This is a genomic window from Nocardioides sp. (assembly GCF_050246775.1).
Classification (GTDB): domain Bacteria; phylum Actinomycetota; class Actinomycetes; order Propionibacteriales; family Nocardioidaceae; genus Nocardioides.
Genome location: NZ_JBFWVK010000002.1, coordinates 433,866 through 453,542 on the forward strand (window position 1 = coordinate 433,866; position 19,677 = coordinate 453,542).

18 protein-coding genes are annotated in these 19,677 nt (G+C 69.7%); 9 read left to right on the forward strand and 9 right to left on the reverse strand.

Annotated elements, in window-relative coordinates; genetic code table 11:
- Window positions 1-17 precede the first annotated feature (17 nt).
- The 6 genes from AB7I40_RS11920 to AB7I40_RS11945 all read right to left on the reverse strand — a co-directional run bounded on the left by AB7I40_RS11920 (window position 18) and on the right by AB7I40_RS11945 (window position 7,284).
- Window positions 18-1,697, reverse strand: a complete 1,680-nt coding sequence (locus AB7I40_RS11920; RefSeq protein ID WP_428347688.1) for a formate--tetrahydrofolate ligase — start codon at window positions 1,695-1,697, stop codon at window positions 18-20.
- A 41-nt stretch (window positions 1,698-1,738) separates the two neighbouring features.
- Window positions 1,739-1,951: a formate dehydrogenase subunit delta gene (locus AB7I40_RS11925; RefSeq protein WP_428347689.1), complete on the reverse strand. Its 213-nt coding sequence runs from the start codon at window positions 1,949-1,951 to the stop codon at window positions 1,739-1,741.
- Window positions 1,944-4,763: a formate dehydrogenase subunit alpha gene (fdhF, locus tag AB7I40_RS11930; RefSeq protein ID WP_428347690.1), complete on the reverse strand. Its 2,820-nt coding sequence runs from the start codon at window positions 4,761-4,763 to the stop codon at window positions 1,944-1,946. Before fdhF ends, AB7I40_RS11925 begins: the two co-directional genes overlap by 8 nt.
- Window positions 4,760-6,364, reverse strand: a complete 1,605-nt coding sequence (locus tag AB7I40_RS11935; protein WP_428347691.1) for a formate dehydrogenase beta subunit — start codon at window positions 6,362-6,364, stop codon at window positions 4,760-4,762. The genes fdhF and AB7I40_RS11935 overlap by 4 nt, the downstream gene beginning before the upstream one ends.
- Window positions 6,361-6,822 (reverse strand): NAD(P)H-dependent oxidoreductase subunit E, encoded by a 462-nt coding sequence (locus AB7I40_RS11940; protein WP_428347692.1) that lies wholly within the window; start codon window positions 6,820-6,822, stop codon window positions 6,361-6,363. The genes AB7I40_RS11935 and AB7I40_RS11940 overlap by 4 nt, the downstream gene beginning before the upstream one ends.
- Before the next feature lie 105 nt (window positions 6,823-6,927).
- Entirely contained in the window at window positions 6,928-7,284 is a 357-nt protein-coding gene (locus AB7I40_RS11945; protein ID WP_428347693.1) for a hypothetical protein, read from the reverse strand.
- Between the two features lie 121 nt (window positions 7,285-7,405).
- Between AB7I40_RS11945 and AB7I40_RS11950 the strand changes: the two genes are divergently transcribed.
- Window positions 7,406-8,284 (forward strand): Calx-beta domain-containing protein, encoded by an 879-nt coding sequence (locus AB7I40_RS11950; RefSeq protein WP_428347694.1) that lies wholly within the window; start codon window positions 7,406-7,408, stop codon window positions 8,282-8,284.
- 65 nt (window positions 8,285-8,349) lie between these two features.
- Window positions 8,350-8,649 (forward strand): hypothetical protein, encoded by a 300-nt coding sequence (locus AB7I40_RS11955; RefSeq protein WP_428347695.1) that lies wholly within the window; start codon window positions 8,350-8,352, stop codon window positions 8,647-8,649.
- A 62-nt stretch (window positions 8,650-8,711) separates the two neighbouring features.
- On the opposite strand, the gene AB7I40_RS11960 is transcribed toward AB7I40_RS11955, so the two are convergent.
- Window positions 8,712-9,350: a response regulator gene (locus AB7I40_RS11960; protein ID WP_428347696.1), complete on the reverse strand. Its 639-nt coding sequence runs from the start codon at window positions 9,348-9,350 to the stop codon at window positions 8,712-8,714.
- On the reverse strand, window positions 9,343-10,608 hold the full coding sequence (locus AB7I40_RS11965; RefSeq protein WP_428347697.1) for a PspC domain-containing protein: 1,266 nt from the start codon (window positions 10,606-10,608) through the stop codon (window positions 9,343-9,345). The genes AB7I40_RS11960 and AB7I40_RS11965 overlap by 8 nt, the downstream gene beginning before the upstream one ends.
- A 143-nt stretch (window positions 10,609-10,751) precedes the next feature.
- Between AB7I40_RS11965 and AB7I40_RS11970 the strand changes: the two genes are divergently transcribed.
- The 3 genes from AB7I40_RS11970 to AB7I40_RS11980 are packed head-to-tail and all read left to right on the forward strand — an operon-like array spanning window position 10,752 to window position 12,330.
- A complete protein-coding gene (locus AB7I40_RS11970; protein WP_428347698.1) occupies window positions 10,752-11,897 on the forward strand; it encodes a PspC domain-containing protein in 1,146 nt (381 codons plus the stop codon).
- Window positions 11,897-12,121, forward strand: a complete 225-nt coding sequence (locus AB7I40_RS11975) for a hypothetical protein (RefSeq protein WP_428347699.1) — start codon at window positions 11,897-11,899, stop codon at window positions 12,119-12,121. Before AB7I40_RS11970 ends, AB7I40_RS11975 begins: the two co-directional genes overlap by 1 nt.
- Window positions 12,118-12,330 (forward strand): PspC domain-containing protein, encoded by a 213-nt coding sequence (locus AB7I40_RS11980; protein WP_428347700.1) that lies wholly within the window; start codon window positions 12,118-12,120, stop codon window positions 12,328-12,330. Before AB7I40_RS11975 ends, AB7I40_RS11980 begins: the two co-directional genes overlap by 4 nt.
- Here AB7I40_RS11980 and AB7I40_RS11985 read toward each other — a convergent pair.
- A complete protein-coding gene (locus AB7I40_RS11985; RefSeq protein ID WP_428347701.1) occupies window positions 12,314-13,453 on the reverse strand; it encodes a glycerophosphodiester phosphodiesterase family protein in 1,140 nt (379 codons plus the stop codon). The two genes, AB7I40_RS11980 and AB7I40_RS11985, sit on opposite strands and share 17 nt — an antisense overlap.
- On the opposite strand from AB7I40_RS11985, the gene AB7I40_RS11990 reads away from it, so the two are divergent.
- From AB7I40_RS11990 to AB7I40_RS12005, 4 genes are all read left to right on the forward strand, one after another.
- Window positions 13,452-13,976 (forward strand): YbaK/EbsC family protein, encoded by a 525-nt coding sequence (locus AB7I40_RS11990; RefSeq protein ID WP_428347702.1) that lies wholly within the window; start codon window positions 13,452-13,454, stop codon window positions 13,974-13,976. The two genes, AB7I40_RS11985 and AB7I40_RS11990, sit on opposite strands and share 2 nt — an antisense overlap.
- A 42-nt stretch (window positions 13,977-14,018) precedes the next feature.
- Window positions 14,019-15,743, forward strand: a complete 1,725-nt coding sequence (locus AB7I40_RS11995) for an ABC transporter ATP-binding protein (RefSeq protein ID WP_428347703.1) — start codon at window positions 14,019-14,021, stop codon at window positions 15,741-15,743.
- Window positions 15,740-17,494 (forward strand): ABC transporter ATP-binding protein, encoded by a 1,755-nt coding sequence (locus tag AB7I40_RS12000; protein ID WP_428347704.1) that lies wholly within the window; start codon window positions 15,740-15,742, stop codon window positions 17,492-17,494. Before AB7I40_RS11995 ends, AB7I40_RS12000 begins: the two co-directional genes overlap by 4 nt.
- 66 nt (window positions 17,495-17,560) lie before the next feature.
- A complete protein-coding gene (locus tag AB7I40_RS12005; RefSeq protein ID WP_428347705.1) occupies window positions 17,561-19,660 on the forward strand; it encodes an MMPL family transporter in 2,100 nt (699 codons plus the stop codon).
- The last annotated feature ends 17 nt before the right edge of the window (window positions 19,661-19,677 follow it).

A 19,677-nucleotide genomic window follows, 5' to 3' on the forward strand; every position in this document is an offset into this window, starting at 1 on the left:
AAGGCCCGCGTGACGCGTCAGGACAGCCCGACGATGGTCCCGTCGTCCAGGAGGTCGATCCGGGCTGCGGCCGGCACCTTCGGCAACCCCGGCATGGTCATCACGTCACCGCAGACCAGCACCACGAAACCGGCGCCCGCGGAGAGTCGCACCTCGCGCACGTGCAGGGAATGCCCCGACGGCGCCCCCCGACGAGTGGCGTCGGTGGAGAACGAGTACTGCGTCTTGGCCACACACACCGGCAACCGCCCGTAGCCGTCCGCCTCGATCCGGGCCAGCCGACGTCGAGCCTTCGGATCCCACGTCACCTCCGCGGCGCCGTACAGACGGGTGGCGATCGCCTTGACCTTCTCGGCGAGGCCGAGGTCGTCGTCGTAGGTGTAGGAGAACGTGTACGGCGACGGCTCGTCGAGCAGCTGCAGGACACCCTTGGCCAGCTCGGTCGCACCGGTGCCGCCATCGGCGAAGTGGGTCGCCGGGAACGCCTCGACGCCGGCCTCGGCGACGAGTTCGACCAACCGGTCGACCTCCCGGTCCGTATCGGCCGGGAACCTGTTGATCGCCACGACGCACGGGATGCCGTAGACCTCGCGCAGGTTGGTCAGGTGACGGGCGAGGTTGGCCATTCCGGCCTCCAGCGCGTCCAGGTTCTCCTCGCCGACGTCGGCCACCGCGACGCCACCGTGGTACTTCAGCGCGCGCACCGTGGCCACCACCACCGCCGCATCGGGCCGCAGGCCCGACTTGCGGCACTTGATGTCGACGAACTTCTCAGCGCCCAGGTCCGCCCCGAACCCGGCCTCGGTGACCACGTAGTCGGCCAGACGCAGGGCCGCCCGGGTCGCGATCACCGAGCTGCACCCGTGGGCGATGTTGGCGAAAGGGCCGCCGTGCACGAAGGCGGGGGCATGTTCGAGCGTCTGGACGAGGTTGGGTGCCAACGCATCGCGCAGGATCACCGTCATGGCGCCGTCGGCCTGGAGATCGCGAGCCGTGACGGGCTGCTTGCTGCGCGTGTAGCCGATCACGATGTCGCCGATGCGCCGCTTCAGATCGCTCCAGGACTCGGTGAGACAGAAGATGGCCATCAGCTCCGAGGCCACCACGATGTCGAACCCGTCCTGCCTCGGGTAGCCGTTGCCGACGCCGCCCAGGCCGACCACGAGGTCGCGCAGTGCCCGGTCGTTGAGGTCGACCACCCGCTTCCAGGTCACGCTGCGGACGTCGATGTCGAGCTCGTTGCCGTGGTGGACATGGTTGTCGATGAGGGCCGCGAGGAGGTTGTTGGCGGCGGCGATCGCGGTGAAGTCGCCGGTGAACTGCAGGTTGATGTCGGACATCGGCACCACCTGCGCATAGCCGCCTCCCGCTGCCCCGCCCTTCATCCCGAACACCGGGCCCATCGACGGCTCGCGCAGGCAGGCCATCGCCCGGTGCCCGAGACCGTGCAGGGCGTCGGTGAGCCCGACGGTCGTGGTGGTCTTGCCCTCCCCCGCCGGAGTGGGGGAGAGCGCGGTCATCAGGATCAGCTTCCCGAGCGGCCGGTCCTCCAGCGACGCCAGGAACCGCAGGTCCACCTTGGCCTTGTCGTGTCCGTAGGGCACCAGGTGCTCGTCGCTGATCCCCAACGCGTCCCGGGCGACGTCGGTGATGCGGTGCAGCGTGGCAGCGTTGGCGATCTCGATGTCAGACAGCACGGGCCTTCTCCTCGTTGAGTGGCACTGACGGGGTGGGGGGATCAGACGGTCTCGACCAGCGACACCGCGGTGACGACGACGTGCGCGAGCTGGTCAGGCTCGCGCTCGACCTCGGCCTGGAGCTCGCGACGCATGCGCGGTTCCCAGAACATCTCGAGATGTGCCGCGACGGCAGCGGCTGCATCCGGCTCGGGCAGGTGTGCGAACTGGCGTGCGATGTCGTTGGCCATCCGGACCACCGCGGGCTCACCCATGAGCCGTTCCGGCCTGGGTCAACTCGGCCTGGGTCATCTCGGCCTGCTCGCGCGCGGTGGCCAGGGCGATCTGGACGGCGGTCACCTTGTACTCGGGGCAGTTGGTCGCCCAGTCGGAGTTCTCCGTCGTCACCACATTGGCGCCACTCACCGGATGGTGGAACGTCGTGTAGACGACACCGACCGGCATCCGGTCAGCCAGCTTCGCGTGCATCGTGGTGGTGCCCACCCGGCTGCTCAGCGTGACCAGGTCCCCGTCCTTGATGCCTCGGTCCTCGGCGTCGTGCGGGTGGATCTCGAGGAGGTCCTCGGGGTGCCAGGCCACGTTGGCAGTACGCCGGGTCTGCGCGCCGACGTTGTACTGCGACAGGATCCGGCCGGTCGTCAGGATCAACGGGTATTTGCGGGTGCTCCGCTCGGTGGTGGCCACGTAGGGCGTGACGATGAAGTGACCCAGCCCGCGGGCGAACGTGTCCTCGTGCATGATCTCGGTGCCGGTGGGGTGCTCGGCGTTGCAGGGCCACTGCAGGCTGCCGGCCTTGTCGAGCAGGTCGAAGGAGACCCCCGCGAACGTCGGCGTGGTGGCCGCGATCTCGTTCATGATCTGGCTGGTGGACTCGTAGGCCATCTCATAGCCCATCGCCGCCGCGATCTCGCAGACGATCTCCCACTCGTGCTTCCCTGTCCGCGGCGGCATCACCGGCCGGACCCGGTTGATCCGGCGTTCGGCGTTGGTGAACGTGCCGTCCTTCTCCAGGAACGACGTGCCCGGCAGCAGCACGTGGGCGTACTTGGCGGTCTCGTTGACGAACAGGTCCTGCACGACGACCAGGTCCAGGGCGCGCAACGCAGCGGTGACGTGCTGCGTGTTGGGGTCGGACTGGGCGATGTCCTCGCCCTGGATGAACAGCCCCCGGAACGTGCCGTCCAGAGCCGAGTCGAACATGTTGGGGATCCGCAGGCCGGGCTCGCTGGGGATCTGGGAGCCCCACAGGTCGTCGTAGATCTTGCGGACGCCAGGGTCCGAGACGTGTCGGTAGCCCGGCAGCTCGTGCGGGAATGAACCCATGTCGCACGAGCCCTGCACGTTGTTCTGGCCCCTTAGCGGGTTGATGCCCACGCCGCGGCGCCCGATGTTGCCGGTGGCCATGGCCAGGTTGGCCATCCCCATCACCATCGTCGAGCCCTGACTGTGCTCGGTCACGCCGAGGCCGTAGTAGATGGCCGAGTTGGGACCGGCGGCGTACAGCCTGGCCGCTGCTCGCAGGTCGTCGGCCGGTACGCCGCTCACCTCGGCGAGGGCTTCGGGACTGTTCTCCGGCCGGGCCACGAACTCAGCCCACTCGGCGTAGCCTTCGCAGCGCTCGGCCACGAACGCCTCGTCGACCAGCCCCTCGGTGACCACGGTGTGGGCCATCGCGTTGATGACGGCCACGTTGGTGCCCGGGGCGAGCTGGAGGTGGTGCTGGGCCTCGACGTGCGGGCTGCGGACCAGGTCGATGCGCCGTGGGTCGATCACGATCAGGCGGGCGCCCTCGCGCAGGCGTTTCTTCATCCGCGAGGCGAAGACCGGGTGTCCGTCCGTGGGGTTGGCCCCGATCACCACCATCACGTCGGTCTCCTCGACCGACTTGAAGTCCTGGGTCCCCGCGGAGGTGCCGAAGGTCTGCTTGAGGCCGTAGCCGGTCGGCGAGTGACAGACCCGGGCGCAGGTGTCCACGTTGTTGTTGCCGAAGGCTGCACGGACCATCCGCTGGACGACGTAGACCTCCTCGTTCGTGGTGCGCGAGGACGTGATGCCGCCGATGGCGCCTGCGCCGTACTCGGTCTGCAGCTCGCGGAAGCGGCGCCCGACGAAGCCGATGGCCTCGTCCCACTCGACCTCGCGCCACGGGTCATCGATGCTCTCGCGCATCATCGGCTTCATGACCCGATCGGGATGGCTCGCGTAGCCGAACGCGAACCGGCCCTTGACGCAGGAGTGCCCGGCGTTCGCGCCGCCCTCCTTGGCCGGCACCATGCGGACCACCTCGCTGCCGCGCAGCTCGGCCTTGAAGGAACAGCCGACCCCGCAGTAGGCACAGGTGGTGAGCACCGACCGGGTGGGCATGCCGATCTGGACGACGGACTTCTCCTGCAGGGTCGAGGTCGGGCAGGCCTGCACACAGGCTCCGCAGGAGACGCACTCGGACTCGAGGAAGCTCTCCCCCGCGCTCGCTGATACCGCCGACTCGAAGCCGCGCCCGGAGATCGTCAGGGCGAACGTGCCCTGCACCTCCCCGCAGGCGCGCACGCAACGGGAGCACGCGATGCACTTGCTGGGGTCGAAGTCGAAGTAGGGGTTCGAGGTGTCCTTCGGGGCATCGAGGTGGTTGGCACCGTCGTAGCCGTAGCGGACCTCACGCAGGCCGACCACACCCGCCATGTCCTGGAGCTCGCAGTCGCCGTTGGCCGGGCACGTGAGGCAGTCGAGCGGGTGGTCGGAGATGTAGAGCTCCATCACCCCGCGCCGCAGCTTGGCCAGCTTGTCGGTCTGGGTGCGCACGGTCATCCCGTCCGCACAGGGCGTGGTGCACGACGCCGGGGTGCCACGCACCCCGTCGACCTCGACCAGGCAGAGCCGGCACGAGCCGAAGGCCTCGAGGCTGTCGGTCGCACACAGCTTGGGTACGTCGACACCGGCCAGCGCTGCCGCACGCATCACCGACGTGCCCTCAGGCACCGTGATCTGCTGCCCGTCGATCTCCACCGCAACGCTCGGGGCACCCGGACGAGCGGGGGTGCCGAGGTCGGGTTCCTTGAGCAGGCTCATGAGCTGGACTCCCTCGTCGTCGGTGCAGGGTGGCGATCGACGAGCTCGATCGCGACAGGGGCGGGCGGGGCGACCCCCGGCCGGGTGAAGTCGTCGGAGAAGTGCCGCAGGGCGCTGCGGACCGGCATCGGGGTCAGTCCCCCCATCGCGCACAGGGAACCATCGGTCATCAGGTCGCACAGGTCCTCGAGGACCACCAGGTTGGCCTCCCGGTCCTGGTCGGCGATGATCCGGTCGATCACCTCGACACCGCGCACCGAGCCGATCCGGCACGGGGTGCACTTGCCGCAGGACTCCTCGGCACAGAACTCCATGGCGAACCGGGCCTGGACGGCCATGTCGACGGTGTCGTCGAAGACCACCACCCCTCCGTGCCCGACCATCGCCTGCGCTTCGGCGAAGGCTTCGTAGTCCATCGGCAGGTCGAACTGCTCGGCGGGCAGGTAGGACCCCAGGGGGCCTCCGACCTGTACGGCTCGGACGGGACGGCCAGTGGCGCTGCCGCCGCCGTACCCCTCGACGAGCTCGCCGAGAGTGATCCCGAAGGCGGTCTCCACGATGCCGCCGCGCGCGACGTTGCCGGCCAGCTGGAACACCTGGGTCCCACGCGAGCGGCCGACGCCGAGCTCGGCGTACGACGCCCCGCCGTCGGCCAGGATCATCGGCGCGGTGGCCAGGGTGATCAGGTTGTTCACGACCGTCGGCTGTCCGAACAGCCCGACCAGTGCCGGGATCGGGGGCTTGGCCCGAATCTCCCCGCGCTTGCCCTCGAGGCTCTCCAGCATCGAGGTCTCCTCGCCACAGATGTAGGCCCCGGCACCGATCCTGAGGTGCAGGTCGAAGGAGAGCTCGCTGCCCAGCACCGACGAGCCCAGGAGCCCATGGCTGTAGGCGATGTCGATGGCGGTGCCGAGGACCTCGGCAGCCGCGGGGTACTCCGAGCGGAGGTAGACGTAGCCCTCGCTCGCCCCGACGGCGTGGGCCGCGATCAGCATGCCCTCGATCAGGCTGAACGGATCCCCCTCGAGGAGCATCCGGTCGGCGAAGGTGCCGCTGTCGCCCTCGTCGGCGTTGCAGCAGATGAACTTGAGCGCGGCGTCCGCGTCGTGCACGGTCTTCCACTTGATGCCGGCGGGGAAGCCGGCTCCACCCCGGCCACGCAGGCCCGACGCGGTGACCTCCTCGACGACCTCCTGGCCGCTGAGGGTCAGGGCCCGCTGGAGGCCGGTGAGTCCGCCGTGGTCGCGGTAGTCCTCCAGCGACAGTGGGTCGATCACTCCGACCCGCGCGAACGTCACCCGCTGCTGGTCGGCCAGCCAGGGGATCTCGTCGGTGGGCCCGAGGCGCAGAGCGTGGTCACCGCCGGTCAACAGTCCGGCCTCCACCAGGGATTCGACGTCCGAGGGCGTGACCGGCCCGTAGGCGATCCGGCCGGCGTCGGTCAGGACCTCGACCATCGGCTCGAGCCAGAGCAGTCCGCGCGAGCCGTTGCGCACGATCCGGGCATCGTCACCGATGAGGTCGGCCAGGCTGGCCGCCACCTCGTCGGCGCCCACCGAGCGGGCGGCGCTGTCGCGGGGGACGTAGAGCGTGACGCTCATGCCTGACCCCGTTCCACGAGCACGTCGAAGCGGTCCGCGTCGACCCGGCCGTGCAGGACGCCATCGACCTCGACGGCAGGTCCCAGAGCGCAGTTGCCCAGGCACAGCACCCGCTCGAGCGCGGTGTCGCTCGCGCCCACGGCGTCGAGGCGGCCATGTGCGTGGGCGAGGAGGGCACGAGCACCGCGCGCCTGGCAGGCCTCGGCGCCACACACCCGGACGGTACGCCGCGCCGGCGGCTGCTGGCGGAAGTCGGCATAGAAGGTGATGACGCCGTGCACCTCCGCCCGAGACAGGTTGAGGGCCTGGGCGACAAGCCCCGTCACCTCCGGCGGCAACCACCCGATTTCGCGCTGGATGGCGTGCAGGACGGGCAGCAGCGCTCCCCGGTCATCTCGATGGGTCGCAACTGCCGCGTCGACCGCTGACGCGACCGCGCTGGTGATGGTGTCCTCCACGTGGCTGATCCTCCTGCACTGATCGTGCACCCGACCAGCCCTCCAGGGCTAGCATTTTGTTGCTAATGACGCGTGGCGTTGCGCCTACAGCAACAAATCGGTGATTCAGGTGTGTGCGGGGGCCCAGAACACCGCGACAGCGATGTTGGCGACCGTGAGGAGGAGCAGGCCGTAGTAGAGGCCGTCGGGGATGCGCGGCTTGCGTACGTTGGCCATCACCAGCACCAGGATCACCAGCGCGACGGCGAACTTCACGCCGATCTTCGCGTGGTTGACGGAGTCGTCGCCCGCCTCGAGCACACCGACCAGCAGGAGGCCCGCGAGGAACGCCGTACCCGCGCCATCGCGCATGGCGGCGTTGATCTTCTTCTCCGGCTCACGCGCCTGCACCACCAACCCGCCGAAGAGGGCCGCGAAACCGAAGATGTGGATGAGGAGCAGGACCAGTCGCAGGGTTTCCATGGGCGGAATCGTAGGGCAGGCGCCCCAGGAGCTGTATCACCGGCGTCGCCGCCCTTCTCCTCCGTCTCGATCGCGCTCGTGGGTGATCACATCCGACCCGTCACTCCTGGAGGCGATCCTCATGTCCACAGCAACCACGAGGCGCTCGGCGCGCCGCCATCTCACCGCTGCAGCCGCCGGCGCCGTCGCCGTCGGGCTGGGAGTCGCCGGCGCACCTGCCCAGGCTGCCCCGGTCGCCCCGACCGTGTTGCTGCCCAACATCGTCGTGGCCGAAGGCGACAGCGGTCCGGCGGGCTTCGTGGTCAACGTGGGCCTGAGCGCTCCCAATCCCTTCAACCACGCAGTGTCCCTGGAGGTGGTCGACTACACCGCCGTCCAGCTCCCCGGCGGCGGCACCTACGGTACGGCGACCCCCGGCACCGACTACGTGGCCTTCCCCAGCTTCGACCTGGTCTTCCAGCCCGGCCAGCAGGTGGCGCGGTTCACCGTCGCCATCAAGGGCGACACGGCGATCGAGCCTTCCGAGGAGATCGACGTCCGGTTCGACGACACCGAGTTCTTCGTCGGCGACAACGACATCGACCTGGTCATCGGCAACGACGACACGGGCGCCGCCAAGACCAAGAAGCCCCTGCTGCTCCCGCCCAACCAGACGATGCCCGAGCCCGACAGCGGCTGCTTCGACTACCGCGTCACCGTGCCGCTCAGCAAACCGGCCAAGCTTCGCTCGACGGTCGACGCCGAGGACTACTCCGCAGTCCCCCTGCCCCCGCCGCTGACCGGCACCTACGGCACGGCCAGCCCGGGCAGCGACTACGTCGGCTTCGGGTCCCGGACGCTGACCTACCCCAGCGGAAAGCGGGTGTCCAACCTGCCCATCACGATCTGTGGGGACACGACTGCCGAGGGCGACGAGGAGGTGGATGTCCGGTTCGACAACACCACCACCATCGCGGTCACCGACAATGACATCGACCTGGTGCTCGCCAACGAGGACTGAGGAGGTTCTCCACAGCGGCCGCATCAGGGCTCGCGCGGTGCCGTGCAGGGACCTACGCTCGCCCCATGAAGCTCAGTGCGGGGGACCTCGATCGCAAGGTGCGTCAACACGACGCTGACATCCTGGCTGTCTATGGCCTGCTCGGGGCCCTTCGCGAGACGCAGGACGTGCACAGCTCGCGCTTCGATGGCGTCGAGGGCCGACTCACCAGCGTGGAGAGCAAACTCGACGCCCTCGGGACCCAGGTCCACACCCACGGATCCAAACTCGACGCCCTCGGGTCCCAGGTCGACGCCCTCGGGTCCCAGGTCGAGACCCTGAGGTCCGATGTGACCGCCATTCTCGACCTTCTCCGCAGCGCCTGAACCAACCACTCCAGCGACCCGGGCCTGCCCGGTCCTGGCTCGAGCCCGCGGACTCTGGGCGTCTAGAGCAGCCGGCGATCGGAGGCCCACCGTGTCAGCTCGTGCCGCGACGACAACTGCAGTTTGCGCAGCACGTTGGACATGTGGGTCTCCACGGTCTTGATCGAGATGAACAGCTCCTTGGCGACCTCCTTGTAGGCGTAGCCACGAGCGATGAGCCTCATCACCTCGCGCTCACGCTCGGTGAGACGGTCGAGATCCTCGTCGATCGCGGCGATCTCCACCGATCCCGCGAAGGCATCCAGGACGAACCCGGCCAGCCGTGGTGAGAAGACGGCGTCGCCGTCACGCACCCGCTGGATGGCGGCCACCAGCTCCTCCCCGGTGATGGTCTTGGTGACGTAACCGCGAGCCCCACCGCGGATCGTGCCGATGACGTCCTCGGCAGCATCGGAGACACTCAGCGCGAGATACTTCACCTCGGGCTCATGAGCCTGGCGCATCACCTCCACGCCACCCCCGCCAGGAAGATGGACGTCGAGGAGCACGACGTCCGGGTGGTGTTCCCGCACCGCCGCGACCGCACTGGCGACGTCCTCGGCCTCGGCCACCACGTCGACGGCACCGCCGATCTCAGCGCGCACACCGGCCCGGAACATCGCATGGTCGTCCACGATCAGCACGCGGGTCAGGTCAGTCATCGTTCTCCTCCAGAGGCATGGCGAGGCGCACTTCGGTGCCCTCACCGGGGGCTGACTGCACGGCTGCAGTGCCGCCGTGACGGGTCATGCGGTCGATGATGCTGCGCCGTACTCCTTGACGATCCGCAGCGATGCTCGCCGGGTCGAACCCGGCACCACGATCGCGGACGAACACCTCGGCTCGCTGGGGCGTCACTTCGGCGTAGACGTCGATCCGGGACGCGCCTGCGTGGCGCGCCGCGTTGGTGAGGGCCTCCCGGGTCGCGAGGACCAGAGGCTGCAGGGTCTCGGTGAGCGGCGTGTCACCCACGGTGATGACGTCGACCGCGATCCCGTGGACGTCATCGGTCTCGGCGGCGAGCTCCTTGAGCGCACTGGCCAAGGAGCCGCCCGCAGGCGGCGCCTCGTCGAAGAGCCAGGACCGCAGGTCCCGCTCCTGGGCGCGGGCCAACTTGCTCACGACCGCGCTGTCACCGGCGTTCTTCTGGATCAGGGCGAGCGTCTGCAACACCGAGTCGTGCAGGTGCGCCGCCATGTCGGCACGCTCCTGGCTGCGCACCCGTTCGGCACGCTCCTGGGTGAGGTCGCTGGCCAGGCGGAAGACCCAGGGTCCCAGGGTGAGGGCGATGCCCGCCACACCGAGGAGGCTGGCGATGAGGACGTCGCGCGCCACCTGCACGTCCCCGCTGTTGACCGCGAAGATGACCAGCCCGATCACGATCAGGCCGACGCCGGCGACGATCCTGGCGATCGCCGCGGGGCCCCCGGAGCCCAGCAGCGCCTGCAACGGGTTGACCCTGCTCGAGGTGTCCATCCAGCGTTCCCGCTGGGCCTCGTCGGCCTGGCGCCACAGGAAGGCGACACCGCCGATCCCGAACAGGACCGGCCAGAAGAGGAAACCACGCCCGAAGGTCGCCTCGGCGAGCAGCACGACCCCTACGGCGACAGCGGCGACCGCGGCGACCGGGCCGAGCTCCGCCAGTCGTCGGCGCTCCCCGGGGCGCTTGCCCGTCCGGGTGGCCGAGTCGATGCCTGGGGCGGACCGGGCGAAGCGGGCATCAGTGGGCAACGTCATCCAGAGTCCGGCGTAGAAGGCCACACCGACCCCGCCCAGCACCGACAGCGCGACGAAAGCGGCGCGCACCCAGACGGTGGGCACGCCAAGGTGCTGGGCCAGGCCCGAGGCCACCCCACCGAGCCAGACGTCGTGGGTGTCGCGGGTGGCCCGACGCGGGGTGTCGGTGGATTCCAGGCTCATCGTGGGTCCATCGTCTCACCGCTGCGGCTCCCACCCCATGAGGTGGACCCCTGAGCCGACCCTGAGTCCGCACGCCCTGCGGGGCCCAGGAATCAGGGCTGTCCCCGATGGTGCGCGGCCAGGATCGGGGACAAGGTGGAGACATGACGACGACACCACCACCTGCACCGCAGCAGGACACCCCCTACCAGGGCGCACCGCGGGTCTCGGCCGAGGAGATGCGCGACCTGGCCCGCCTGCGCCGCAGCCGCTCGGACCGCAAGCTCGCCGGCGTCGCCGGCGGCCTGGGCCGCCACTTCGATCTCGACCCCACCATCTTCCGGGTCGGCTTCGTGGTGCTCGCGCTGTTCGGCGGTGCCGGTCTCCTGCTGTACGGCGTGAGCTGGTTGCTGGTGCCCGACGAGGGGACCGACCACGCGAAGATCAACATCGAGCCGTCAGCCCGCTCCGTGGTGCTGATCGGCCTCGCGGTCGTGTCGGTGCTCCTCGTCGTCGGCGACTCCTCCGGTGTCTTCGACTTCCCCTGGCCGGTGTTCGTGGTCGGGATCGTGATCCTGGCGGTCATCATGAGCCGGCAGGACCGCCAGGTCGGCACCGGCGGACCACCTCCAGGCCAGCCCGCGGGGACCGTCTCCCTCGACAAGCAGGAGCCCCCCACTGTCTGGCAGCCGGCTCCGCCGGTGGTGAGGCCCTACCGTGGCCCGGGACTCTTCCTGGCCACCGTGGCGCTCATCGCGGTCGGACTCGGGATCCTGTGGCTGGTCGACCTGTCGGGGACCGACGTGCCCGGGGGCGCCTACCCCGCTCTGGCGCTGGCCATCTGCGGCGCGATGCTGGTGCTCGGTGCGTGGTACGGCCGTGCAGGCGGCGTACTCTTCCTCGCCATGATCTCGGGCCTGGGCCTGGGAGCCGCCAACCTCGCCGCCCACGGCATCGGAGGCACCGAGAACCACACCCCGCAGACGGCGGCCGGAGTCGCGCCCAGCTATGACGTCGGCATCGGCGAGCTGAAGCTGGACCTGCGAGACGTGCGCGACCTCGAGGCGCTCGACGGGCGCACCATCAATCTCAGCGGCACCCTGGCCAGCATCGACGTGATCGTGCCGGCCGGCATCGACGTCGTCGCCACCGGTGACATCGACGGTGGTGGCAACGTTGAGATCTTCGGCGACACCGACGACGGTGACAGCCCTCACCTGACCCGCAGCCTCGACGGCGGAACCGACGTCCCGAGCATCACCATCAACGCCGAGCTGGACCTCGGCTCCATCAACGTGAGGAACCCCTGATGCACCCGCTCAATGTCAGTCACCTCGTCATCGGTCTGGTGCTGCTGGGAGTCTCCGGCCTGTGGACCGCGGACCAGGCCGGCTGGATCACCGACTCCACCTACGTCCTGCCGGTGCTGCTCGTCGGCGCCGGTGTCATCGGCCTCCTGGCCTTCGCGCTGCGCGGGGTCGGCAGCCGACGAACAGAACCCATCGACACCCCTGAGACGGAGGTCCACCCATGAGCGAGGGCCAGTTCAACCCACCGCCGGTCAAGCGCCTGACCCGCAGCAACAGCGACTCGATGGTGGCCGGGGTCTGCGGGGGCGTGGCCGAGTACCTCGGCGTCGATGCCAACCTGATCCGGCTGCTGGTCGTGCTGGGCACGATCTTCGGCTTCGGGTCGTTCCTGATCATCTATGTCGTCGCGTGGGTGCTCATGCCCCGATCATGACCTCGCCACGGACCGCACGCTGACGCAGCGCTGCCGCGATGCCGGGATAGTCGGTGATCAGGCCGTCCACCCCGGCATCAAGGCACCTCCGGGCGAAGCCCAGGAGGTCACCGTGGGCGTCAGGTTCCGCACCACGGCGATGGTCGGTGGGCAGGAAGCGGTTCTCGGCCCGCAGCGTCCACACCAGGACATCGAGCCAGAGGCGGTGGGCGTCACGCACCAACGCTGTCGGCTTCCCCAGCGATCCGTCCGCCTCCCGCGGCAGGACGAGGCTCGAGTGGGCACCGATGCCGTCGGCGTAGCCGTCGATGTGGGCCAGCCCCTCCGGGGTGACGAGGTCGGCGTAGGTGCGAGGGTCACCGATGGCCCGCAGGTCCGCGGGCCGACGTTCGGCACGATCCAGCAACTGGATCAGGGGGACGCGCAGGACCTGGTTCAGCTGGCGCAGGATCGTCGTCTCGAACGACATCACGCTCACCCGCGAGCGGGCGTGGTCGACCTCGTGGCGTCGCAGGTCGGCGGTCAGCGGCTGCCCCAGCGGGAGGCCCCGACCGGCGAAGTACGTCGCATGCTTGAGCTCGACCAGGAGCCCCACCATCCGCTTGTGCCGGGTCGACTCCGCCTGCACCATGGCCAGGATCTCGTTCAGGGTGGGTATCGCGTGCATCCCGTCGTAGGCCGCACTCGCCGGCCGGGATGCGGGAAGCCGTTCGCGCGCGGTCAGGGTCTTGAGCTCGGCGAGCGTGAAGTCCTCGGTGAACCAGCCCTCCCGATGCACGCCGTCGACCTCCCTGACAGCGTGTCGTGCTGCGAACTCCGGGCGAGTGGCGACGTCGGTGGTGGCGCTGATCTCGTTCTCGTGGCGGGCCACCAGCACCCCGTCGGCGCTCGACACGACGTCGATCTCCAGGTCGTCTGCCCCCATCGCGATGGCCAGGCGGTAGGCCGCCATGGTGTGCTCGGGGCGATGGGCGCAGGCACCTCGGTGCGCCACGATCGACGGCGTCACGGCCAGGGAGTCGGTGCGCCACGGCACTGTCGTCGACGGGTTCACGAAAGCCATGCTCCAGGCGACGTACGGCGCAGGCATGTCCTCCGGGTGAATGCCGGATGATGACTCCATGGACCTGACCCATCTCCCGGCCCTCGACCGTCTCGACCTGCTGGCCGCCCCGGTGGCCGGCGCGCTGTCCGCCTGGTCGGGAGCCGACCGGGTGAGCGTGGCCGCGATCGACCCGAGCCTCGCCGACACGGCGGCGTTCACCGAGGCCTACGGGCTCTCGATGCGCGACAGCGCCAACTGCGTGGTGGTGGCGGGTCGGCGCGACGGTCAGGAGCGGGTGGCGGCCTGCATGGTGCGGGCCGACACCCGAGCCGACGTGAACACCGTGGTGAAGCGGCTCCTCGACGTCCGCAAGGCCTCGTTCCTGTCCATGGACCGGGCGGTCGAGGAATCGGGGATGGAGTACGGCGGGATCACCCCGCTCGGCCTCCCCTCGGGGTGGCGGGTCCTGGTGGACAGTCGGATCCTGGCCATCGAGTCGGCCGTCATCGGCAGTGGCCTGCGCGGCTCCAAGCTCTTCCTGCCGGGGCGGCTGCTGGCCGACCTCCCCGGGGCCGAGGTCGTCGAGGGGCTGGCCCGCTAAAACGATTGGCGGATGCACGCACTTCGACCTACCGTGGAGCGAGTGCGCAGACTTCCCCTGGACGACCCCGGGATCCCCGATCACCGGTCGCCGGGACGGTTTCTGTGGTGGATGGCGAAGGGCCAGTGGCGCACTCTGACGGCGGGCATGTTCTTCGGCGTGGTCTGGATGAGCTGCCAGGCCGTGATGCCGGCGGTGATCGGCGTCGCCATCGACCGCGGCGTCGCCGCCCGCGACTCCGGCCAGCTCGTGCTCTGGGCGGGTGTGATGCTGGCGATCGGGCTCGTGCAGGCGGTCAGCGGCATCATCCGGCACCGGTTCGCCGTGACGAACTGGCTGACTGCCGCCTACCGCACGGTCCAGTTGGTCGGCCGGCAGGCCGCCCGCCTCGGCGGGGCGCTGCCACGCAAGGTCTCGACCGGCGAGGTGATCGCCATCGGCACCTCGGACCTGTCCAACCTGGGTCAGGTCATGGACGTCACCGCGAGGTTCGCCGGTGCCATCGTCTCCTTCGTCCTGGTGGCGGTCATCCTGCTCCAGACGTCGGTCACGCTGGGACTGATCGTTCTGGTCGGCGTACCCGCGCTGATGCTGCTCATCGGTCCGCTCCTGCGACCGCTGCAGTCGCGCAGTGCCGCGCAACGTGAGCTCACCGGCTCCCTGTCCAACACCGCCAGCGACATCGTGAGCGGGCTGCGGGTGCTGCGCGGCATCGGGGGCGAGGGCGTGTTCCTCGGGCGCTACCGGCTCGAGTCCCAGCGCACCCGGCAGGCCGGCGTACAGGTGGCCCGGCTGCAGTCGGTGCTCGATGCCCTCCAGGTCTTCCTGCCCGGGCTGTTCGTGGTCCTCGTGGTCTGGATCGGTGCGCGCTACGCGGTCGAGGGGAGCATCAGCCCCGGGGAGCTGGTGGCGTTCTACGGCTACGCCGCCTTCTTGATGATCCCCCTGCGAACCGCCACCGAGTACGCCAACAAGTTCATCCGGGCTCGGGTCTCGGCCCGACGGGTGTGCACGGTGATGGCGCTCGAGCCGGACCTCGTGGAGCCCTCGAGCCCAGCACCCTCTCCGGAGCCGGGTGCCGACCTGCATGATCTCCGCAGCGGCCTGCGGGTCACGCACGGCGAGTTCCTGGCGATCGTCTCGGAGCAACCCGACGAGTCAGCCCTGCTCGCCGACCGGCTGGGACTGGCCGCGGCCGAACCCGACGACGAGGTCCGCCTCGGCGCGGTTCCACTCACGTCCCTGCTGCGCGAGGAGGTCCGGCGCCGGATCGTCGTCTCCGACACCGGAGCCGCCCTGTTCTCCGGCCCGCTGAGCACCCGCATCGACATCCGGGGCCACGGCTGGGAGGCCCTCGACCGGGCGCTGGCCACGGCCAGCGCGCACGACATCCTCGACGGCCTGCCCGGCGGACTCGACCACGAGGTGGCCGAACGTGGCCGCACCTTCTCCGGTGGTCAACGCCAGCGCCTGGTCCTGGCACGGGTGCTGAGCGCCGATCCGGAGGTGTTGGTGCTGGTCGAACCGACCAGTGCCGTCGATGCCCACACCGAGGCCCGGATCGCTGCCCGACTGCGCCGACACCGGGCCGGCCGGACGACGGTGGTCACCAGCTCCAGCCCGCTCATGCTGGATGCCGTCGACCGGGTCGCGTTCCTGCAGGGCGGCCGGATCGTTGCCACCGGCACGCACCTCGACCTGCTCGCCACCCACCCGGCGTACCGCCGCATCGTGATCCGCGAGACCGAGCTGGAGGAGGCCCGATGAGCGTCGCACTGCCCGTCTCCTCGACCGCGGAGGTCCGCCGCTACGCCGGCCGCCTGGCCCGTCGTCACCCCCGCAAGCTGGGCGTTGCGTTGGCACTGCACGTCCTGGCCGCGTTGGCCGGTCTGGCCGCTCCCGCCCTGCTGGGCGGCCTGGTGCAGGCGGTGGAGACCGGGACCACGACCGGTCACGTCGACCTGATCGTCGCGGCTCTGGCCGGCTTCCTGCTGCTGCAGACGGTGTTCACCCGCTACGCCCGCTACGTCTCGCAGTCCCTGGGTGAGGAGATCCTGGCCGACCTGCGCGAGGACTTCGTCGAGAACATCCTGGCGCTCCCGGTCGGCGTGGTGGAGTCGGCGGGGTCCGGAGACCTGCTGACCCGCACCAGCCGCGACGTCGACCAGCTCGGCTGGTCGGTGCGCTGGGCACTGCCCGAGTGGGTGATCGCGGTCGTGACCGCCGTGCTCACGTTCGCGGCCGCGCTGTTCGTGGGCTGGTGGGTGCTGGTGCCCTGCCTGCTGGGCCTCCCACCGCTGGTGATCGGGCTGCGGTGGTACCTCGCCCGCGCGAAGGAGGGCTACCTGCGCGAGAGTGCGTCGTACTCCCGGATCAACGCCACCTTGACCGAGAGTGTCGAGGGTGCCCGCACCATCGAGGCCCTGGGACTGGAGCAGGAGCGCATCGCGGCGATCGACAGTGACGTGGCCGCCTCGTACGCCGCCGAGCGCTACACCCTCTTCCTGCGCACCGTGTTCTTCCCTTCGATGGAGGTCTCCTACCTCCTGCCGACGGTCGGCACGCTGCTGTTCGGCGGGTGGCTCTACACGCAGGGCAGCGTCTCGCTGGGCGAGGTCACCGCCGCCACGCTCTACGTCCAGATGCTCATCGACCCGGTCGACCGGATCGTGTCGATCCTCGACGAACTGCAGCTCGGTGCCGCGTCCCTGGCCCGTCTGCTGGGAGTCGCCCAGGTGCCTGACGACCGTCGCGTGAGCGGTGCCGAGCCCGAGGGAGAGCACCTGGAGGCCAGCGACGTGCGGTTCGCCTACGTCGAGGGTCGCGACGTGCTCCACGGCATCGACCTGACGGTCGGGGTCGGTGAGCGGATCGCCATGGTCGGACCGTCGGGTGCCGGCAAGTCCACGCTCGGGCGCCTCTTGGCGGGCATCCACCCTCCCCGCACCGGTGCGGTGACCGTCGGCGGTGTCGGCCTGACCGACCTGCCGCTGGACGACCTGCGCGGCCACGTCGCGCTGGTCACCCAGGAGCACCACGTCTTCGTGGGTTCGGTGCGGGAGAACCTGGCCCTGGCCGCTCCAGCCCAGGCCACCGACGACGACCTCTGGGCGGCCTTGGTGGCGGTGGACGCCGATGTCTGGGTGCGTGCGCTCCCCGCGGGACTCGACACGATCGTGGGCTCCGGCGGCCGGTCCCTGACCGCGGCCCAGGCGCAACAGGTCGCTCTGGCGCGGCTCGTGCTGGCCGACCCCCACACGTTGGTCCTCGACGAGGCGACCTCCCTGATCGACCCGAGGGCAGCGCGGCACCTGGAGCGCTCGCTGGCCGGTGTGCTGGAGGGCCGCACCGTGATCGCGATCGCCCACCGGTTGTTCTCGGCCCATGACGCCGACCGGGTCGCGGTGGTGGAGGACGGGGTGATCTCCGAGTTCGGATCGCACCACGAGCTCGTGGCGGCCGGCGGCTCCTACGCCGCGCTGTGGGACTCCTGGAACGGTCACCAGCGCGAAAGCTGAGCGAACACTGAAAAGCTCGGGGTAAACCCCGATGACTTTGTCGGTGGGTGGTGGTCCAATTTGGTCATGCACCGTCAAATCGCTGGCAAGCTCACCGGTCCTGTCATGAAGTGGGTCGTCGCGGCCTTCTGGATCATCGTCGTCGTGGGCTCGTCCTCCTTCGCCGCCAAGCTCACCGACGTCCAGAACAACGAGGCCTCGTCCTGGTTGCCCTCGAGCGCCGAGTCGACCCTCGCCCTGGACAAGCTCGGTGCCTTCCAGGATCAAAACGCCATCCCGACCGTGGTCGTCTACCAGCGCAGCTCAGGTCTCAGCGAGGGCGACCTGGCCGCCGCGCAGGCCCAGACCGCCGACTTCGCGAACCTCGACGGGGTCGAGGGCGAGATCCTGGGGCCGTTCCCGTCCGAGGACGGGCAGGCAGCCCAGACCATCGTCACGTTCAACTTCGGCAAGGACGGCTGGAACGCCATGCCGGACGCCGTCGACGAGTTGCGCAAGGCCGCAGCCATCGACGGCGTGACGGTGCACATCGCCGGAGCCGGAGGTCAGGCCGCCGACTCCGCCGAGGCCTTCTCCGGGCTCGACAGCACCCTGCTGTTCGCTGCGGGCGGGGTCGTCATCCTGATCCTGCTGCTGACCTATCGCAGCCCGGTCCTGTGGCTGTTGCCGGTCTTCTCCGCGGTGGTGGCCCTGTTCACGGCCCAGGCACTCATCTACTTCCTCGCCAAGTACGCCGACCTCACCGTCAACGGCCAGAGTCAAGGCATCCTCACGGTGCTGGTGTTCGGCGCCGGCACGGACTACGCCCTCCTGCTCGTGGCGCGCTACCGAGAAGAGCTCCGTCGCCACGAGGACCGACACGAGGCCATGGCGTTCGCCCTGCACCGCGCCGCCCCGGCGATCGTGGCCAGCGCGGCCACCGTCGTCCTGGGCATGCTGTGCCTGGTGTTCGCGGAGATGAACTCCACGGCCGGGATGGGCCCGGTGCTCGCGATCGGCGTCGCGGTCGCGCTGCTGGTGATGATCACCCTGTTGCCCGCGCTCCTGGTGATCTTCGGGCGCTGGATCTTCTGGCCCAAGCGTCCCGGGCTCGGGTCCGTGGAGCCCACGGCCTCGGGGCTGTGGTCCAAGGTGGGTCAGTGGATCAAGCCCAAGCCGCGCAAGGTCTGGGTCGTCACCGGGGTGTTGCTGGCCATCGCCTGTGTGGGCTGGGTCAAGCTCGACGCCAACGGCCTGACCACCGAGGAGTCCTACACCAAGGACTTCGACTCCATCGTGGGTCAGCGGGTGCTGACCGAGCACGGCCTGGTCGACCAGTCCAACCCCGTCCAGGTGGTCGCCAACGCCGATCAGGCAGCGGACGTGGCGGCCTCGGTCGCCGACGTGTCGGGCGTGGCCGAGGTGGGCGAGCCCCTGGTCAAGGACGGGGTGGCGTTCATCAGCGTGCCACTCAAGGCTGACGCCACCTCCCAGGCAGCCTTCGACGCCGTCACCGAGATCCGCAGCGCGGTCCATGCGGTGCCCGGGGCCGATGCGCTGGTCGGAGGCTACTCAGCGATCCTGCTCGACACCGAGAACGCGTCCAACCGCGACAACAAGGTGATCATCCCGATCGTGCTGATCGTGGTGATGCTGATCCTGATGGTCCTGCTCAGGGCCGTCCTGTCCCCCCTCCTCCTGGTGCTCACCGTGGTGCTGTCCTACGGGGCTGCCATCGGACTGTCGGCCCTGCTGTTCCACTACGTCTTCGGGTTCGCCGGAGCTGATGCGTCACTACCGCTCTTCGTGTTCGTCTTCCTCGTGGCGCTGGGCATCGACTACAACATCTTCCTGATGACCCGGGTGCGTGAGGAGACCGCGACCCGGGGGACCCGGGAGGGGTCGTTGGTCGCCCTGGCCGCGACCGGCGGGGTGATCACCTCGGCCGGCCTCGTGCTGGCGGGCACGTTCCTGGTCCTCGCGACGCTCCCGCTGGTGGCGTTCGCCGAGATCGGCATCGCGGTCGCCCTGGGGGTCATGCTCGACACCATGATCGTCCGCTCGGTGCTGGTCACGGCGCTCAACCTGGATCTCGGCAGCCGCATCTGGTGGCCCAGTTCGCTGGACCGTGGTGGTCCGAGCGCGGGTGCCGACGCCGGACTCCCCGAGGCCGAGCTGTCGAAGTAGGTCACGGCCTCGCGGGA

Bases quoted from the DNA above. Each gene is read 5' to 3' on its own strand.
- AB7I40_RS11950 (WP_428347694.1), top strand. From the start codon at position 7,406: ATGTCCACAGCAACCACGAGGCGCTCGGCGCGCCGCCATCTCACCGCT.
- AB7I40_RS11925 (WP_428347689.1), bottom strand. From the start codon at position 1,951: ATGGGTGAGCCCGCGGTGGTCCGGATGGCCAACGACATCGCACGCCAG.
- AB7I40_RS12000 (WP_428347704.1), top strand. From the start codon at position 15,740: ATGAGCGTCGCACTGCCCGTCTCCTCGACCGCGGAGGTCCGCCGCTAC.
- AB7I40_RS11990 (WP_428347702.1), top strand. From the start codon at position 13,452: ATGGACCTGACCCATCTCCCGGCCCTCGACCGTCTCGACCTGCTGGCC.
- AB7I40_RS11955 (WP_428347695.1), top strand. From the start codon at position 8,350: ATGAAGCTCAGTGCGGGGGACCTCGATCGCAAGGTGCGTCAACACGAC.
- AB7I40_RS11980 (WP_428347700.1), top strand. From the start codon at position 12,118: ATGAGCGAGGGCCAGTTCAACCCACCGCCGGTCAAGCGCCTGACCCGC.
- AB7I40_RS12005 (WP_428347705.1), top strand. From the start codon at position 17,561: ATGCACCGTCAAATCGCTGGCAAGCTCACCGGTCCTGTCATGAAGTGG.
- AB7I40_RS11935 (WP_428347691.1), bottom strand. From the start codon at position 6,364: ATGAGCGTCACGCTCTACGTCCCCCGCGACAGCGCCGCCCGCTCGGTG.
- AB7I40_RS11945 (WP_428347693.1), bottom strand. From the start codon at position 7,284: ATGGAAACCCTGCGACTGGTCCTGCTCCTCATCCACATCTTCGGTTTC.
- AB7I40_RS11985 (WP_428347701.1), bottom strand. From the start codon at position 13,453: ATGGAGTCATCATCCGGCATTCACCCGGAGGACATGCCTGCGCCGTAC.
- AB7I40_RS11975 (WP_428347699.1), top strand. From the start codon at position 11,897: ATGCACCCGCTCAATGTCAGTCACCTCGTCATCGGTCTGGTGCTGCTG.
- AB7I40_RS11965 (WP_428347697.1), bottom strand. From the start codon at position 10,608: ATGAGCCTGGAATCCACCGACACCCCGCGTCGGGCCACCCGCGACACC.
- AB7I40_RS11970 (WP_428347698.1), top strand. From the start codon at position 10,752: ATGACGACGACACCACCACCTGCACCGCAGCAGGACACCCCCTACCAG.
- fdhF (WP_428347690.1), bottom strand. From the start codon at position 4,763: ATGAGCCTGCTCAAGGAACCCGACCTCGGCACCCCCGCTCGTCCGGGT.
- AB7I40_RS11960 (WP_428347696.1), bottom strand. From the start codon at position 9,350: ATGACTGACCTGACCCGCGTGCTGATCGTGGACGACCATGCGATGTTC.